The organism is Ferruginibacter sp. (assembly GCF_014377975.1).
In the GTDB taxonomy this organism is placed as follows: domain Bacteria; phylum Bacteroidota; class Bacteroidia; order Chitinophagales; family Chitinophagaceae; genus Ferruginibacter.
Genome location: NZ_JACMOO010000278.1, coordinates 1 through 18,656, shown reverse-complemented (window position 1 = coordinate 18,656; position 18,656 = coordinate 1). Strand labels below are relative to the sequence as shown.

Sequence of the window (18,656 nt, the reverse complement as noted above, 5' to 3'; positions counted from 1 at the left end):
GGGCGAATTTGCTTTGGTAAAATTAAAAGGCAAACAGGAAAATGCCTGGCTGCTGCTGAAGCACAATGATAAGTATGCGGTAGATGAATACAATAGTGAAAAGGAAACACAGGCATCTTCACCCATCAATAAATGGTTAGCCGAAAACAGTAAGCCCGAAAAAAAAAAGTCCGCCAAATAAATAATACCGGTAAAAGAAAACTTTCTGATTTTATAGCGCCGATGCTGGCAAAAGAAACGGATAAACCATTTGATGATAAAAACTGGCTGTTTGAAATTAAGTGGGATGGATACCGTGCCATTGCCGAAATAAAAAAAGGTACTGTAGAATTGTATAGCCGTAACGGCATTAGCTTTAACTATGCTTATCCCCTAATATACAGCGAGCTTAAAAAATTAAAGCACGATATAGTGCTGGATGGTGAAATTGTTGTTATCAATGAAAAAGGAAAATCCGACTTTCAAAAACTACAACATTATGAAGACAATACCCGGTTTCCGATTTGTTATTATGTTTTTGATATGCTTTTTTTAGATGGTCATAAAACTACCGGCTTAACATTGCTGCAAAGAAAAGAGTTACTGAAAAAACTTATTAAAAAAAATGCAGTAATAAAATACTCTGAACATGTACTTTCGAAAGGGATTGCTTTTTTTAATGCCGCAAAAAAGAACGACCTGGAAGGTATTATGGCAAAAAAGGCATGCAGCGAATATTTTGCCGGAACCAGAACCAGTGAATGGCTAAAAATAAAATACCATAAATCAACAGAGGTGGTAATTGTTGGTTACACTAAACCTACAGGTGCCCGCCCTTATTTTGGAGCCTTGGTGTTGGCTGTAAAAAATGCAAATGGTTTTAAATATGCCGGCCATACGGGCTCAGGATTTACGGACAAATTATTAAAAGAAGTGTATCAAAAATTAAAGCCGCTTGCAACTAAAAATTCACCGTTTAAAGAAATTGTAAAAACCAATATGCCAGTTACCTGGGTTAAACCAAAATACATTTGCGAAATAAAATTTACAGAATGGACGAATGATGGAAAAATGCGTCATCCCATTTTTTTACGCATGCGGGAAGATAAAACCATTAAAGATATTCCAATGATAAAAGCAACATCTGCTAAAACAAATGTATCATCCACTAACGATATGGCTAAAGAAAATGATCAGGATTTGATGATTGGAAAAACGAAAGTAAAACTCACCAATCAGAATAAGATTTATTTTCCCGAAGATAAAATTACAAAGGGTATGTTGGTTGATTATTACCAGCAGATGAGTGCGTATATTTTACCTTATTTAAAAGACCGGCCAGAGTCGCTAAAACGAAACCCCAACGGTATTCATGACAGCGGTTTTTTTCATAAAGATGCAGGTGAAGATGCGCCCGGTTTTGTAAAGCGCCGGAAGATTTTTTCTGAGTCTGCGAACAAAGATATTGACTACATTATTTGTAATAACAAGGCAACATTGGCCTATCTAAATAACCTCGGTTGCATAGAAATAAATCCATGGAATTCCACCATCAAAAACCTGGATAAACCGGACTACCTGATCATTGATATTGATCCCTCTGAAAAAAATTCTTTTGAACAGGTGATTGAAACTGCAATTGCCTTTAATAAAATTTTAGATAAGGCAGGTGCCACTGCTTTTTGTAAAACCTCCGGGGCTACAGGGCTGCATATTTATGTACCAATGGATAAAAAATATCTGTACGAACCCGTCAAAGATTTTGCACAATTTCTTTGTACAATGGTAAACGAAAGCCTCCCGGATTTTACAACCATGGAACGCAACCTGGCAAAGCGGGGAAATAAAAAGATTTATCTTGATTATTTGCAAAACAGGCGTGGCCAAACCATTGCTGCGCCCTATAGTTTGCGTCCGGAGATTGGCGCTACCGTATCAACACCGTTATCATGGAAGGAAGTTAAAATTGGATTGCATCCGGGTGATTTTACCATCAAAAATATCTTGTCAAGGGTTAAGAAAACCGGCGATATATTTAAAGGGGTACTTCAAAAGGGAGTTGATATTCAACAATGCCTTAATAAACTATCTTAACAGCCTGTAGAAATAATTCCACTATCTGCCCAAAGTTTTACTGCCGCCTTTATTTATTTATGTTACATAGTTTTATAGAGCAATATAAAAAAACAGGCACAATATTGTTATAGCTTTAATTATATCAACGGGCTACTGATAAGGAATGGCTGATTAAAAAAATAAGAGTTAACCAGGTTAAGCGGAATGACAACAAAAATAATTTTTAAAAAGGCAGGTAGAATATTCTTGTACCTGCTGGGTACTATTTTTTTAATGATCATTGTTGCCTTTATCTATATTAATACTTCTTCAGGAAAAAGGTTTATCAAAAATAAAATTCAATCCTTTCTTCAACATAAACTTAACACAAAAGTTGTTATTGATTCCCTCGATTTTAGTTTGCCAAAATGGGTTGAGTTAAAAGGCATCTATCTGGAAGATGAGAAGAAAGATACGTTGTTATATGGCGGACAAATTTCGGTAGACATCAACATGCTGCATCTCATCAGCGGTAACATTGATATTGGCAAAGTGACGGTAAAAAATATGTATGCTAATATATCCAGATCCGAAAATGATACTGTCTTCAATTACCAGTTTATTATGAATGCGTTTGCAGGCGCAACAAAAGTTAATACGCTGCCTGCCGATACCGCGGCACTCAAAATCACTTTTAAAAAGTTACTCCTGGAAGATATCCGGGTAAAATTTTCTGATAATTATGCCGGCAATAATTTCACTGTCCATATCAAAAATGCGGCAGCCCGTTTAAACCAGTTTCAGCCCGACAGAATGCGTTTTGGGATAGATGATTTTGCTGCGTCGGGTATAGGTTTTTTTATGATTACTTCCAAGGCGCCGGCGGCGCCGGTTTCTACTAATAACGCCGCAATTAGTTTATTTTTAAATGCAGGAAATATCAACTTTACTGATATCAAAATAAGTTATCAAAATAAGGTAAATGGAATGTATTACTTCAATGCAATACAGTATCTCGGTATTAGTAAAACCAGTCTTGATCTTGCTGATGAAAATGCAAGGCTGGGTAAGGTAATATTAGACAGTTCTTCCATCTACTTTACCTCTCCAAAATTGGCCAGCATCAAAATAGCAGACAGCACAACTACAACAACAGGCAGCAACTGGAAAATTGCTATTGATATGTTGCGGTTAAGTAATGATAGGGTGGTTTATAACGATAATAATATAGCACCCCGGGGAGGATTTGATTATTCGCACATCGCATTAAAAAACATTGACATCAACACCGGTAAGATATTTTATTCTGCTGACAGTATTTTAGCCGATATCCATCAACTGGCATTTGCCGATAAAAGCGGATTTAAGATAGATACTACTCATGCGGATGTTCACTACAGCACCAAAGGAATTGAGGTAAGAAGCCTCTATATTAAAACACCACAGAGTGTTATTCAAAATAAACTGGTGATTAAATATAACGATCTTAAAAAGATTACAACTTCACCACAAAATAGCATGGTAGATATACAACTTAAAAATACCGTTGTGGCGGTAAATGATATTTACCTGCTGGCACCATTTGTAAAAAAATACATGCCGGAAGAAAAGTTTACAAATAAGCACATTGATATTTCTGTAGATGTAAAAGGTACGTTGAAAGAACTAAATATTCCGCTGTTGCAGCTGGCTGGTTTGGATGGCACCAGGATAAATGCAAAGGCAATTTTGTACAATGTCACCGATACCAAAAGCCTGGCGTATGATGTTACAATTTTTAACAGCAGCCTGCCAAAATCTGACATAATAAAATTTATACCGCCTGGCCGAATTAATAATGAATTGATGAACAAGTTACCGGCTGTTGTTAGTTTTGGTACACACCTGAAAGGCAATAGCAAAAACAGTACTGCAGCTGTTGACATCAACAGCACCGGTTTTAGTTTGAAAGGCAAAGGGACCGTTAAAAATATAAATAATCCTTCAGCGCTTCAATATGATATTGCAATTGGCAGCAGCAGAATTGAAAGGAGTTTTATTGAAGCACTTGTTCCCGCTGGTACCATACCCCCAAATATTACCCTGCCAAAACGGATGCTGCTTACGGGAACAGTGAAGGGGGATATGAACAATGTTCAGCCAAACCTTACCCTGGGAGGAACTTATGGCGTTGCCAGCGTAAACGGGTTTGTACATCATTTTAAAGATGCGCAGAAAGCAAGTTATGATTTGAGTTTTACCACACAGAATTTTGAAGTGGGAAAATTAATAAAGCAGGATACTGTAATTGGCAGTATTACATTTAACGGCTATGCAAAAGGAAATGGGTTGAATTATAAAACAATGAACGCGGTAATTAAAACCAACGTGCAAAAAGTTGGTTTTAAAAAATATGATTATAAAAATATTTTGCTCAATGCCGTTTTAAAAAATGGCGATATTGAAAGTAATGGTAGTATTGATGACCAGAACATAAAATTACAGTACAATGCAACAGCCAATGTTAAAGACCAATATCCATCCATACAAACCAACATTAAAGTAGACACGATACAATTGAAGCCGCTGAATTTATATCCCGATACATTAAACGCATCCTTCAACGCAGTGTTAAAAGCTACCGACCTTAACCCGGCAAGCATGGATGTTTATGCAGAAATTGATTCTTCTAAACTAACCATCCGTAGCCAGCGATATGCGTTGGATAGCATCATTGCAAAAGCTAAAACAACCAATGGGGTGAATGCTATCAGCCTTGTTTCCCCACTTGCTGATATTAAGGCAAATGGAAAATTTGCATACGATAAAATTGGTTCTTCCCTGCTGAGCTACATCGATAAATACTACCACATTACGGATACGGTATTGCAAAATACAGCGCCGCAGCAAATTAGTTTTGATGGGGTGATTAAAAAAAATGCTGTGGTGGAAAGTCTTGCAGCAGGATTTGAATATGATAATATTATTTTTAAAGGAAGTTTTTCATCCAATGAAAGCGACAGTGCTTTGCAATTGAAAGCAAACGTTCCTTACCTGGTGTATAAAACCAACAGGATAAGCAATGGAACCATTGATATTACATCACTCAACAACAATATTTCGGGAGCAATTAATTTTGATACTTTACATTTCGGAACAAATTCTTTTTATAAAACTGCTATCAATGCAACAGTAGCGGGAGATAGTTTAAGTATCGCTGCACTAACAAAAGACTCAAAAAATACAGACCGCTTCGCTATTGGCGCTTACATTACACAACAAAATAAAGGGTATACTTTTACTTTAAAAGACAGCTTGTTACTGGATTATAAAAAGTGGATAGTTGCGCCAAACAATAAGGTTACCTGGTCGCCGGAGGGTATATTGGTAAAAAATTTGTTAGTGCAGTTTAATGGTAGCAAACTGTCTGCGGCCAGCAGGGAAAATGTGTTGAACAGTCCCATTGATGTAATCATTGATAACTTTAAAATAAAGGATATCACTTCCATGATTAACAGCGATACTTTACTCGCATCCGGTACAATCAATGGTAAATTTTCCACTGCGGAATTTAATAAAAAATTACCTGCATTTACGGGTAATATAAAAGTAGACAGTTTGCTATTTATGCAACAACTTCTTGGTAACATTACTTTGTTTACAGAAAAGTCTGGTGAAAACAGCATCACTGCAAAAATGGATTTAACAGGCAATGATAATAATGTGGAGGTAAAGGGAGATTATTATTTAAATGATGATGCCAGACAGTTTGATGTTACCATGAATGTTATCAATTTAAACATGAAAACAATCCAGGCTTTTTCGCAAGGAAATCTTGTAAGGTCATCAGGGCGTATTAATGGAAACATTACAGTGGATGGTACGTTTACTGAGCCACACTGGAATGGAGCCATCAACTTTGATACTACCCGTTTCAGTATTGCAAAGTTGGGTACTTCTTATGCAATTGGTAATCAAAAAATATCTTTTAACTATCCTGTTATTTCATTGAATAATTTTTCGATTAAAGATTCTGCAAATAATAGCCTTGTGATGGATGGGGAGATTACATCTAAATCTGTTACAGAGTATAACTTTGATCTTGCTATCAACGCTAAAAACTTTACTGTAGTAAATGTATCAAAGGCTTTTGCCAACCAGGTATATGGATTTGCTGCCGTAGATGCCGATATTTCTGTTACCGGTAATGCAACAACACCTGATATAGAAGGCAATATTGCACTCAATGATAAAAGTGATGTAACGCTGGTTTTACCGGAAAGTAATATAAATAAAGATGCGGCAAAATCCGTAGTACGGTTTATTGATAAAGATACTTTTGCGTTGCCTGAAAAAGTAGCTTTTCGGGCGGTAAATGAGGTGAAGCCTGCATTTGCGCAATTTTTAAATTACAACCTTAATGTGCAAATAGGCAAAGCCGCTGCGCTTACTATTATCATAGACCCAAGCAGCGGCGACGAATTAAAAATACAGGGTGATGCACAGTTAAATGCAGGGGTTGATCCGGGTGGCAATATCATACTGGCGGGTAACTACGATCTTAACAGCGGATATTATATTTTAAACTACCAGTTTTTAAAAAAGAAATTTAATTTATTGCCCGGCAGTACCATTGCTTTTAGCGGCCCCGCTACCAATGCGCAAATAAATATTACGGCTGAATATATAGCCAAAACATCGCCCAAAGATTTGCTGGGAAATGAGATAGGGACTGTGGATTCCAAACTGGCCAATGCATTTAAACAGGAAATTCCCTTTAGGGTTTTATTAACCCTGAAGGGAAGCATGATGAAACCTGAGATAAGTTTTGCTATTGACTTACCGGAGGAAAATAAAAATGTGCAAATAAGCAGCGACCTGCGTACTACTATTGAAAACAAATTAACCCAGTTAAAGAGTGATGTAGGCGCTACAAACAGACAGGTATTTTCACTGCTTTTATTCAATCGGTTTGTGGGCGAACAAAGTACCGACTTCTTTTCAACCAGCGGCACTGGTGGAGGTGGTGGATTTAGTGATTTGGCAAGGCAAAGCGTTAGTAAATTTCTATCATCTGCATTAGATAATATTGCCGCTGATCTTTTTAAAGGGCTTGATATTAATCTTAACCTAAACAGTTACAAAGATTACACCAGCGGCGATGCACAACAAAAAACAGATTTGAATGTGGCCGTAACTAAAAGTTTTGTCAACGACCGGTTAAGCATAAGTGTGGGTAAAAATTTTGGTATAGAGGGCCAGGATGCCAGTGCAAAAGCAGCTCAGCAAAAGGGCAGTGGTTTTTTGCCGGATGTTACGGCTAGTTATAAATTAACACAGGATGGTAAATACATGCTTAGGGTCTATAAAAAAACTCAGTTTGAAGTGATACTGGATGGATACGTAATTGAAACGGGTGTGGCATTTATTTTTACGATGGATTATGATAAGTTCAGGAAGTTATTTGGTAAAAGAAATAAAACGGCTACAAAATAAAGATGAAAATACCTGTTGTATATGGATTGTTTTTTTTACTGATATTATTTGGCTGCAGTGTGGGTAAGCATTTGCCTCCTGGTGAAAAATTATACCGTGGTGCCACAATCAAAGTGCAGAAGCAAAAAGATGTAAAAGCTTCTGCAAAATCATTGCGCAGTCTATTGATGGCCGCAGCACGGCCAAAACCTAATAAATTTTTACTGGCACAACCTTACAAAGTATGGTGGTATTATTTTATCGGAGAGCCTAAAAGACCTAAAGGATTCAGAGCATTTTTAAGAGATAAACTGGGAGAGCCGCCTGTATTGAGCAGCCGGCTAAATGCAAAAGTAACCGCTGAAAATATGAACGCTTACCTTGAAAATATCGGTTACTTTCACTCCACAGTTACCGGCGATACGATTAATGAAAGTTACTTTACAAAAGCTGTTTACACTGCCATCATTTATCCGCAGCATACTATCCGTAATATTAAATGGGTAAATGATAGCTCGGCCTTGTTGAAAGAACTGGATTCAAAAAAAAATAAAAGAAGTCTTTTAAAAAAAGGAATGCCTTACCGGTTAAGTGACATTGAGGCAGAAAGAGACCGGCTTGATCTTACCTTAAAAACCAAGGGATACTACAATTTTAATCCGGATTACATTATGGCTTATGTAGACAGTACGATCGGCAATTACCAGGTTGATTTATTTCTCAATATTAAAAACACCACGCCCGAAATTGCAAAGCATCCATTTACCATCAACCGGATTACAGTATTCCCAAATTATACTTTATTGCGTCCACCGCCTGATACCAGCAAAACGGGTACAACAAATATTGATGGGCTGCTGATAAGGGATACGGTATATAATTTTAAGCCGGAATTATTTAAACGCAGCATTACTTACCGGCCAGGAAAATTATATAGCAGCATTGATCAAAACTCAACACTTAACAGGCTTATAAACCTGGGTGCTTTTAAGTTTTCTAAAAACAGGTTTGAAGCCGTAAAGGATACTGCTGATCCTTACCGGTTAAACGTTTTTTATTACTTAACCCCGGCAAAAAAGAAATCATTGCAGGCAGAACTTGATGGTTTTTCCAAAGAAAATAAATACACTGGCGCACAGGTAAGTCTTAACTGGAAAAACAGAAATACCTTTCATGGCTCAGAACAACTGGCGGTAAAAATGTACGGCAGTTTTGAAGTTTCATCCACTGATTCGCTTAAGGGAAATAACAATTACCGGGTGGGAACAGAAGCCACCTTAAACTTCCCCCGTTATTTAATTCCATTCTTTAGTGTTAAGGAAAGTAATCTTTATCCCGCACGAACCCAATTATTGCTGGGGTATGAGTATTTTATAAAAAGGAGTTTTTACACAAAGAATATCTTTCGTTTTAATTACGAATTTCAATGGCGTGAAACTGCCAATAAACAACATATACTGGCACCGTTTTCTCTTACTTATTTAAATGCGGTGAATGTTTCGGATAGTTTTTACAAAGTAGCCGCACAAAATCCGGCGCTGTTATCCACTGTGTATAATGAAGCTATTATTGGTTCTTATTATTCCTACACTTTCAATACTTTAAATCCACTCGCTAAAAACCAGTTGTATTTTCAAACAAATGCTGAGATTGCGGGTACCACTCTCGGGCTAATTTCAGGTGCCAGAGTACCTCGCTCAAAAAATATTTTAGGTGCGCCCTTTGCACAATATGTAAAAGGAGATGTTGATCTGCGGTACACAAGAAGATTTCCCAACAAGTGGCAACTGGCAAACAGATTGCAAATAGGTATTGGTTTTCCCTACCACAATTCCGCTTTTCTTCCTTTTTCGAAACAATATGTAATTGGTGGATCTAATTCTATAAGAGCTTTTGCTGTACGTACACTGGGCCCGGGAAGTTATAAACCTACCCTTTATGACCAGGCATATTATCAAACCATTGGCGGAGATTATAAATTACTGGTAAATTCAGAAATCCGTATTCCTTTATTTGGTAGGTTTAGTGGTGCTGTTTTTGTTGACATAGGAAATATATGGACAAAAGATACCGTTTTGTTTGGCACGGCGGGTCAGCTAAAAAAAGATTTTTTACAGGAGCTTGCAGTGGCATCGGGCATTGGTATTCGCGTTGATGCAAGCGTACTATTACTTAGGTTTGATTTTGGTGTACCATTAAGAACACCTTATTTGCCCGATGGTAAGCGCTGGGTGATTGATAAAATTGCACTTGGTGATAAAACATGGCGCAGAAATAATCTTGTGTTTAATATTGCCATCGGATACCCGTTTTAACAGGATAAGTATATCATCAGAATATTTTTTTGCAAATTATATTTGTTTTACGATGTTTCGGCAGGCTAGTGGAAGCCATTTATGCGTTAGCTAAAAAATTGCCTTTATCATGAAAGATTTTTTTAAAATTCTGTTGGGAATAATAATAGCAGGCGCAATTGCAGGGTATATTTATTTGCAGAAAAATAAAAAGAGCATTTTAAAAAATTCTATTCAAAGTGCCATTCAAAAAAAATCCGATAGTCTTTATTTTATACAATACGACAGCTCTAAGATTGATGAAGTAAACGGTAATACCTCTTTCTATAACATATCCCTTCAAAGCGACAGTGTGCAAAAATCAATGCTGAAAACAAGTGATAGTTTACCCAATGTATTGTACAATATCCATGCAGACGAAATTACGGCAACAGGTATTGATATTCCAGGTTTATTGAAGGGGCAAAACGTAACTGCAAAATCAATCACCATAATAAAACCTGTTATAAAAATAATAAATACGGGAGCAGATAAACCAAAGCGTTTTACTTACAAGGATACACTGGATTTGTATAAAAAAATATTGGGCGGGTTTAACAGCATAAGTACTGATACCATCCAGGTAATTAACGGAACTGTTTTAATAACAGATAAAAAAGGCAAAGAATTAACCACCCTTGAAAATATAAATATCTCACTCAATCATTTTTTGATAGACAGTACAAGAAATTACCAGAATCTTATCAGCTATTTTATCAAAGATGTGAAAGTAACGATAGAAAATATTCAGTTGCCGGAATTTGCCAACAGTAGCCGTATCAATATTACCAGGCTGGTATACGATGCACCGAAAAAGTTATTACATCTGGATGCTGTTCAGCAATACAAACTACACGATACAAAACCAATAGTGGATATAAAAAATATACAGTTAAACCAGTTAAACACGGATGCTTTTGTAATGTTTCAGCAATTAAAAGCAGGCCTTGTAACCTGCGATGGTGGCCTGGTAACGATATACAAAAAAAACAAAAAATTACTGTCTGGCGATGAGGCTATCGTATTAACAAACAACCTGATTGATAAAGCGCAGATTGGCGGCATACAATTGGGCAAAACCAACATAGTTGTTATAAACCCGGCAAAGCCTGAACAGGATCCCTTTGTAATACATAATGTAAAATTAAGCGCATCAAATATTACAAGCAATACCAACGGAGCCACGTTAAGCGATCTCGTTAATAACGCGGACTGGGAATTGTTTGCTTCCGGATTTACTTTTATAAACAAGCAGAAGATTTACAAGTTTATTGTACAAGGCCTGCAATTGAATAATAAAACGGGTAAAGTAAAAGTAAACCGGATTTTGTACAAGCCTTTATTATCAGAAGCTGCGTTTGTAAAAATAAATAAAATGCAAAAAGACAGGTATAACCTAAACTTCAACCATATTAACTTAACGGGTGTAAATTTTAAAAAACTTATCAGCGATAATATACTTGAGATGGAGCAAGCTTCTTTAGAACCCGTTTTAAAAATATTTAACGACCGTACATTATCTTTTGATACTTCCAGCAAAGTAGGTAAATATCCCCATCAGTTGCTATTGAAATTGCCCTTACGTTTGTATATCAAAAAAGTGGTGGTAAATAACGGCGCTGTGTTTTATAAAGAAAGAGGAAGGAAATCTAAAAAAAGCGGTATAGTTACTTTTACCAGAATCAATGCCCAAATTAATAATATAACAAATATAGCCGAAAGAATAAAACGCAATGGCATACTACGTTTAAATGCAACGGCACTGTTTTTAAATGCAGGAAATATTGTTACAGAATGGTTGCTTCCTTTAAATATAATGGATACGGCTTTTACAGTAACCGGTCATCTCGGGGCTATGAATGCAATGGCATTAAATAGCATAACGGAACCCTTGCAAATGGCATCTGTAAAAAAAGGAAAAATAAATAAACTGAACTTTGATATAAAGGGCAACAATTATAAAGTAAACGGCCAAACTACTTTTTTATACACCAACCTTCATGTAACAGTTTTAAAAATAAACAAAAATAAGAAGCTAAAAAAGCGGGGTGTATTATCTTTACTGGCCAATACAGTTATTGTAAATAATAATCCTAAAAATGGCAATATTTATGTTGGTAAAATTGATTTCAACAGGGATATTCAAAAATCTTTTTTTAACCTGCTCTGGAAAAGTATATTTAGCGGCGTTAAAAATACTTTGATACGAAATTAAGCAAGAGTAATTTTTACCGCAAAAATTTAACTAATCAATTTTATCCGGTATGTCGTGTAAGGAAAGCCGGATAAAATTATTACAAAGCTTTTATTGTTCTATTCTTTTTTTAGGAATCTCTTTATATTTTCCTTTTCTTCCTCAGTGCTTATATTGTCATTTCTAATACCTTCTTCAAAAGCCTGAAATCCTTCATCTGCGTCATTTTTGTCCTCTTCCATATTTAGCGTAATATCCTGGTCTTGTTCATTTACTATCTTTTCTTCTGGTTCAATTTCGTCGGCTATATTCTTTCCCTGGTACCATTCATCGTTGTCTTTTATAATTTCTTCTGCGTAGTTATATGCTTTCATAATATTAATTTTAAATGTACAATTTGTTTTTGCCGGTTATCGGAAAATATTTTTTAATAAAGCGATAACAACTGCTTTTACTTCATAGCGGTTAGTTGTAAACACAGTATAGAAGGCATTTTGTAAAAAGGAACCAACCTTGTTTTCAATAAATGAGTTATTGCCCAGGCCTGCTTTATTTGTGATGAAACTGGTTGCTTCATTTATTGATTGATTTAATTGCTTATTAAAAAGTAGCAGCTTTATTTTTTTTCTGCTTGTAAGTATTTTATTAAGCTGGAAAGTGGGGTCGAGACAAGTTTTTATTGCTTTAACTTTATCAATGAATATATCTTCCTTGTTAATGCATACCCTCTCTAAATCAAATATTGCTTTTGCAAGCTCTTTTTGGTTTTTGATATACATAAAATGTTTGAAGAAATTAACAGGCTAAAAACACCAGGATGTTTATAAAAAAGAATGACCTGGTAAAAACAATCGGACGCTGCATATTTTTTTAAAAAAAGTGCAACATCCCTTTTAACTGAATTACCAGGCCACTATAAACGCTTTTTTTAAAAAGAATTATCTGTGTTATACTTTTGATTTAACGCAGATTCCTTATTCTTAGCCTTATCTATCATTTCTTTTGCATCGTCCTTGATGTTTCTGTATTTTTCTGATACGGTATCACCTAATTTTTCAAAACCGTCTTTAACAGATCCCGAAACATCATTGCCTTTTTTTGCAATTTTTTTCCTTGTTTCTGAACCTTTGTCCGGAGCCATCAGTATACCTAAAACAGCACCCGCAGCAGCGCCAACTAATACACCTGTTAATAATTTTCCTTTTGACATAATGTTTGTTTTAGAATTGTATGAAATATTTTTCTCACAATAGTGGCTCTAAAATTCTGCCAACTACCTGTTTGCATTGTTAATATTGCCAAAATCAATACTGTAAGGTATTTCAGCCAATTTTCCCTCCGTTTCAACCACATTTAAATGCTGTTTCGATAAAATACTGGGTACGCTTTTCTACACCTGAGGAATTTAGAGAACATCGGTACCGGACAAATATTATTGAAGCAGGAATGAAACCCCTTTTATATAGAAGCGGGTGTTTTTTATTAACGGCATGATTATAAATATAATTGCTTAATAGTAAATAAATCAGGTTAGGGGCATTTCGGTTAGATTGTAAAACAGAATTTTTGTGTTGAGTTTTGGTACTAAATTTTTATATAAAATATTTTATAATTCAGAAAATAATCAGCAATGAAAAAATCATTTTTTTGGGTAACAATTACCGCTGCAATAATCATTATTGTATTACCAGGATGCCAGGCCATCGGGCAAATATTTAAAGCAGGCATATGGACCGGAATATTTATTGTTGCTTTAATTATTGGTGTAATACTTTACCTGACAAGCCGGGCAGGGAAAAAATAAATTTTCAGGAAATAATTTTTTATAGATTTTATTCGCCGGCAAATGCTGATTTTTAGCCCTGCTACTTAAACTGTGTACATCTGCAAACGGATCAGCAGATTGAAACAATAAAATCGATCACTATGAAATTTGCACTTGAAAGAAAAATTAAGGTTGGGTATTTTTCAGGATTTATATTATTGCTTATTTCTTTTCTGTTATCTGTTTCAGGTACCAGTAAAATAATAAAGCAGGCAAAAGAAGCGGATAAAAAAAATGAATTAATTATTCAGCAGGAAGTGCTACTGGCTGCATTGAAAGAGGTGGAAACCTTTTACCGGGGATATCTTTTAATAAAAGATGCAGAAACGCTCGATTTATATTATAAAGGAAAAATACAGGTAGATTCTTCCATAACAAATGTAGCCTATCTTATTAGAACTAATTTTCCTGAAAACAAGAGTTTGCAGCCCCTGCAAAATTTAGTAAATAATGAAACAGCTATGTTAAACAGAGGGCTGGCCTTATTTGCTGCAGGCGGTATGGTTGTTACAGAACCCGTAAAAGATATATCTTATCAGGGTCAAAAAATTATGGATAGTATCCGGGAGCAGGTGATGGCAATGCAGGCCCCGTTGCGAGAAAGTATATATCAGAAAAATACGGACGCCGAAAGAACGCTTACCTTTATAAATACCATCAATTTTACATCTCTTATTATCGCCATTTTAATTATAGTGTATTCACTAAGGATGTATATCAATGAAAATAAGGCAAGGCGTAATTCAACTGAACAAGCATTGCAATACAGAAAACAACTGGAGTTTAGGCTGGAAGAATTGAATACAGCTAACAGGCAATTGAATGAACGAAAAAGCATAGAAAAATTTGCTTCAGCGGGGCGTATTGCACGGATGATTGCACATGAAGTAAGAAATCCATTAACCAACATAGGGCTTGCAAATGATCAGTTGAAAGAATTTGTTGAGCGCAATGAGGAAGGAACTATGTTATTGAACATGATAAAAAAAAATGGGGAGAGAATAAATAATTTGGTGAACGGTCTTTTAAATGCTACCCGGTTTGCAGAATTAAAAAAGGCTGAACTTTCTATCAATGATTTAATGGAAGATGTAGTAATAATAAGTCAGGAACGGATAGCACTGAATACTTTGAAAATAGAAAAATATTATTCCTCAAAAAGCTGTCTTGTTTTTGGCGATGAAGAGAAATTAAAAATCGCTTTTTTTAATATTATTGTGAATGCAATTGAAGCGGTTGAGCCCGGTAAAGGCGTTATAAAAGTTACAACTTTTCTTGCACCTGGCAATATGTGTACGGTTAAAATAAACGATAATGGAATTGGTATGAACCAGGAAATTATTTCAAATTTATTTGAGCCTTTTTTCACTAATAAGAATAAGAGAGACGGGCTTGGACTAACTCATACTCAAAATATAATATTTAACCATGGGGGAAACGTTGGTATTGAAAGTATACCAGGTAATGGCAGCACAGTTACTGTGAATTTACTGGCGATATAGCCTGAAAGTTTTTGTAAAAATAAGTTGTTTAAATAAAATTGATGATAAAGAAATAGTTAGGAAACGTAGTTTTTTAATGGATTAGATTTTCCATAATAATATTGACAGTTTCTTTTGAAAACGGTTTGCCAATAAAATAATCTACCCCTTCTTTGAAGGCTTTTTGTTTATCGGCCAGGTTATCATGGGCAGTAATCATAACAATTTTACTAAGGGGATGGAATCGTTTGATGTAACTGATAAAATTTACACCTAACCCATCGGGCAAATGATTGTCTAAAAAAATAATTTCCGGTTCATTCAATTCCAAAATATTAGCTGCGTCTTTTAGCGTATTTACAAACTTTGATTGTATTTGTTTTTTCCGCAATAGGCTCCCCAGTAAGTAACAAATGTCTGTTTCATCATCTATAATTAATACTTCAAGGTGCTGCGATTCGGGAGTGTTCAAAATTCATTCTTTTTAATATCTAGACGTCGGACAATTTTACTGCCAATTATCTGCTGGTATACTTAAAAGCAATCGCTTTATGGAAACAAAAAGGTAACTCCACAAATTGTTGAAATTTCTCCCCACATATCATTGTTATATATTTGAAATTATACAGAAAAAAGTGGCAGGATATTTTCAATTATTTGAAAGTACTTTCATAACCCTCCAATTAAAAAATTATGAAGAAAAAAATACTTATTATTGATGATGATCTAGATATGTGCGCTCTTTTAAGTGGGTTTTTAATGCGTAATAGTTATGATGTTGAAGTGTCTTATTCAGCAATTCAGGGTATTGCTAAATTTAAACAATCGAATTTTGATATTGTAATTTGTGATTTCAGGCTGGGCGATAAAGATGGCAAAGATGTACTGCTTGAAATAAAGGCACATAACCCAAATACGATTGTATTAATTATTACCGGTTACAGCGATATAAAAATTGCTGTGGAGGTTATCAAACTGGGAGCTTTTGATTACATTACCAAACCATTAATTCCGGATGAGGTTTTAAACGTATTGAAAAATGCACTGCTTCGCTATAATGTAGCAGAAAGACAAAGTAACAATCCGTTTAAAAGCAGTCATTTAAAAGATGACAGTTCATTTTTAACCGGGCGTGCAGAAAGTACAAAGGAATTGTACCGGCAGGTTGAAATAGTTGCCACAACTGATTACAGCATTATTTTGTATGGCGAAAGTGGTACCGGTAAAGAAGTAATTGCGAAAAAAATTCACGACTTAAGTGGCAGGAGAGATAAACCGTTTATAGCAATGGATTGCGGAACGCTATCGAAAGAACTGGCGGGGAGTGAATTATTCGGGCATGTAAAAGGAGCTTTTACCGGCGCCCAATCAGATAAAGAAGGTCATTTTGAAATGGCCAATGACGGCACGTTATTTTTAGATGAAGTGGGTAATTTATCTTATGAAATACAGGCTTCCTTATTGAGGGTGATACAGGAAAGAAAATTTAAAAGAGTAGGTGGTACAAAAGAGATGTCACTTAATATCAGGATCATTGTAGCTTCTAACGAAAACCTGCAGGATGCTTACCGTAAGGGAAAATTTAGGGAAGATCTTTATCACCGGTTCAACGAGTTTTGCATACACCTTCCACCGCTTCGCCAGCGCAAAGAAGACATACCGCTGTTTGCGGGTTTTTTTCTAAAAAAAACCTGCGCTGAACTTAACAAGGAAATTAAGGGTTTCTCCCCCGATGTGCTAGAGATGTTTGCCAATTATACATGGCCGGGTAATTTAAGAGAATACCGGAATGTTATCAGAAGATCTGTGTTGCTTTGCAATGATGAAGTTATTACCGCTAATTTATTACCTGCGGAAATTATTCTGCAGTTTGCCAATAAAGAGTATAAAGGCGACGGCAGTGTTTACAATGAAAACAAACACGCCGAGCTTAGTATTTTTGCTCCGGTTAAAAAAGATGTTTATCTGAAAGATACCGCTGCTAAAGCGGAGTACGAGGAAATTATGCGGGTATTAAAAGAAGTAAATTTTAATAAAACGAAGGCGGCAATTATTTTAAATGTCGACAGAAAAACACTGTATAACAAAATAAAAAACTACGAAAACTAACCTGTAAAATTTTGATGTTTAATTCACAAAAACTGGTATGAAGTTAGCACACTGGTTTTTAATATCTTTGTTCATTTTTAAACTTACATTATGAGTATTACACCTGGTGAAATGACAACACTATCTTCTGTATTGGAAAAGCTCCGCATCAAAAAACATGATAACGAGTTTAGGATGATACCCGAAGGTTTTGGTATTGGCAATGGAAAATTTTACACTCCCGATCAATTAAAAATCATCAAAACATATCGTTTTGAAGGTGATTCAGACCCTTCCGATTCATCGATTATTTATGTAATTGAAGCAGAGAATGGTTTGATAGGGTATAGTATGGATGCTTATGGTGCTTACAGCAATCATGAAGATGATGGATATGATGACTTTATCCGCAAAATTCCGATGGAAGAAAGGGATGAGCAGATTATTTTTGAAGATAAACTGGAAACGATACGATAGGACTTGAGCCGCCGGTATACTTATTTTAAAAATGTAACAGCATACTAAAATTTAATTGATTAAATTTTAGTATGCTGTTTTTTTATATGGTAATCTTAAAATATTTCTTATTTGCCGGATAAAAAAATTTGTACATTAAACGCGGGTTCTACTGTAAAAAATAATTATTTTTAAGTGACAGCACTAATATTTGCATGCGTTAGATTGCAGCAGCATACTGGAACAACCTGAAAAAAAGCGGAGAATGTACTGGAGAAAATTTTAAAATAGATAAATATGATGCCCCTTTCTGCACAAATTACCTGGCTTTTTTTACTGGCCATACCCACCGCCTGTATTGCCTGGACGGTTACTCATGAAGAGATATTTAAAGAGCCCAGGGAGTATTGTATCAAATGCAGTGAAAAGGGTTCTCTTTTAAAAAGAAAATTTTTTTATTTATTTACCTGCGAATATTGTTTCAGCCATTACGTTACGGTAGCAGTACTTTTTTTTAGTGGCTATAAATTATTACTGGCCGACTGGCGGGGGTATATTATTGCAGGGTTTTCGCTGGTTTGGATAGCCAATTTTTATATGAGTTTGTATGCACGGATTAAGACAGATATTAAAAAAGAAAAAGTAGATATCTCTATAAAAGAAGAACAATTAAATAAATAAAGTAGCCATTTATTGCGGTAATAAATAAATGGTTACTTTACTGCAATTTGATCAATTAAGATTCTGTTAAAACAGTTCTTGCATTTTCCAGCATATCAGAAAGAGAAAAG

13 protein-coding genes and 1 pseudogene are annotated in these 18,656 nt (G+C 35.4%); 10 read left to right on the top strand and 4 right to left on the bottom strand.

The genetic code is table 11. The features are described from left to right. The 5 genes and pseudogenes from H7254_RS14565 to H7254_RS14545 all read left to right on the top strand — a co-directional run. A pseudogene (locus H7254_RS14565) lies at positions 1-181 on the top strand (3'-phosphoesterase); the annotation flags it as partial. Positions 182-222: 41 nt separating this feature from the next. Next, positions 223-2,073, top strand: coding sequence for a DNA ligase D (gene ligD / locus H7254_RS14560; protein WP_301933652.1), 1,851 nt, complete (start codon positions 223-225; stop codon positions 2,071-2,073). A gap of 186 nt (positions 2,074-2,259) precedes the next feature. Further along, the gene (locus H7254_RS14555) at positions 2,260-7,509 is read left to right on the top strand and encodes a translocation/assembly module TamB domain-containing protein (protein ID WP_301933651.1); all 5,250 of its coding nucleotides are present in this window, start codon (positions 2,260-2,262) and stop codon (positions 7,507-7,509) included. A gap of 2 nt (positions 7,510-7,511) precedes the next feature. Continuing rightward, positions 7,512-9,803: a BamA/TamA family outer membrane protein gene (locus H7254_RS14550; protein WP_301933650.1), complete on the top strand. Its 2,292-nt coding sequence runs from the start codon at positions 7,512-7,514 to the stop codon at positions 9,801-9,803. Positions 9,804-9,912: 109 nt separating this feature from the next. After that, positions 9,913-12,036: a hypothetical protein gene (locus H7254_RS14545; RefSeq protein WP_301933649.1), complete on the top strand. Its 2,124-nt coding sequence runs from the start codon at positions 9,913-9,915 to the stop codon at positions 12,034-12,036. Positions 12,037-12,134: 98 nt separating this feature from the next. On the opposite strand, the gene H7254_RS14540 is transcribed toward H7254_RS14545, so the two are convergent. The 3 genes from H7254_RS14540 to H7254_RS14530 all read right to left on the bottom strand — a co-directional run bounded on the left by H7254_RS14540 (position 12,135) and on the right by H7254_RS14530 (position 13,225). Further along, on the bottom strand, positions 12,135-12,389 hold the full coding sequence (locus H7254_RS14540; RefSeq protein ID WP_301933648.1) for a hypothetical protein: 255 nt from the start codon (positions 12,387-12,389) through the stop codon (positions 12,135-12,137). 36 nt (positions 12,390-12,425) lie between these two features. After that, positions 12,426-12,794: a hypothetical protein gene (locus H7254_RS14535; protein WP_301933647.1), complete on the bottom strand. Its 369-nt coding sequence runs from the start codon at positions 12,792-12,794 to the stop codon at positions 12,426-12,428. A 149-nt stretch (positions 12,795-12,943) separates the two neighbouring features. Continuing rightward, positions 12,944-13,225, bottom strand: coding sequence for a YtxH domain-containing protein (locus H7254_RS14530; protein WP_301933646.1), 282 nt, complete (start codon positions 13,223-13,225; stop codon positions 12,944-12,946). Positions 13,226-13,645: 420 nt separating this feature from the next. Here H7254_RS14530 and H7254_RS14525 point away from each other — a divergent pair, with 420 nt between their 5' ends. Both H7254_RS14525 and H7254_RS14520 read left to right on the top strand, forming a co-directional pair. After that, a complete protein-coding gene (locus tag H7254_RS14525; protein ID WP_301933645.1) occupies positions 13,646-13,819 on the top strand; it encodes a phosphatidate cytidylyltransferase in 174 nt (57 codons plus the stop codon). Between the two features lie 122 nt (positions 13,820-13,941). Further along, positions 13,942-15,342: an ATP-binding protein gene (locus tag H7254_RS14520; RefSeq protein ID WP_301933644.1), complete on the top strand. Its 1,401-nt coding sequence runs from the start codon at positions 13,942-13,944 to the stop codon at positions 15,340-15,342. A gap of 73 nt (positions 15,343-15,415) precedes the next feature. Here H7254_RS14520 and H7254_RS14515 read toward each other — a convergent pair whose 3' ends face one another. Further along, on the bottom strand, positions 15,416-15,793 hold the full coding sequence (locus H7254_RS14515; protein ID WP_301933643.1) for a response regulator: 378 nt from the start codon (positions 15,791-15,793) through the stop codon (positions 15,416-15,418). A 221-nt stretch (positions 15,794-16,014) separates the two neighbouring features. Here H7254_RS14515 and H7254_RS14510 point away from each other — a divergent pair, with 221 nt between their 5' ends. The 3 genes from H7254_RS14510 (at position 16,015) to H7254_RS14500 (ending at position 18,546) form a co-directional block, all read left to right on the top strand. Next, complete coding sequence (locus H7254_RS14510; protein ID WP_301933642.1) at positions 16,015-17,430, top strand: sigma-54 dependent transcriptional regulator; 1,416 nt, start codon at positions 16,015-16,017, stop codon at positions 17,428-17,430. Positions 17,431-17,520: 90 nt separating this feature from the next. Then, a complete protein-coding gene (locus H7254_RS14505; RefSeq protein WP_301933641.1) occupies positions 17,521-17,886 on the top strand; it encodes a hypothetical protein in 366 nt (121 codons plus the stop codon). Positions 17,887-18,162: 276 nt separating this feature from the next. After that, complete coding sequence (locus H7254_RS14500) at positions 18,163-18,546, top strand: hypothetical protein (RefSeq protein WP_301933640.1); 384 nt, start codon at positions 18,163-18,165, stop codon at positions 18,544-18,546. The last annotated feature ends 110 nt before the right edge of the window (positions 18,547-18,656 follow it).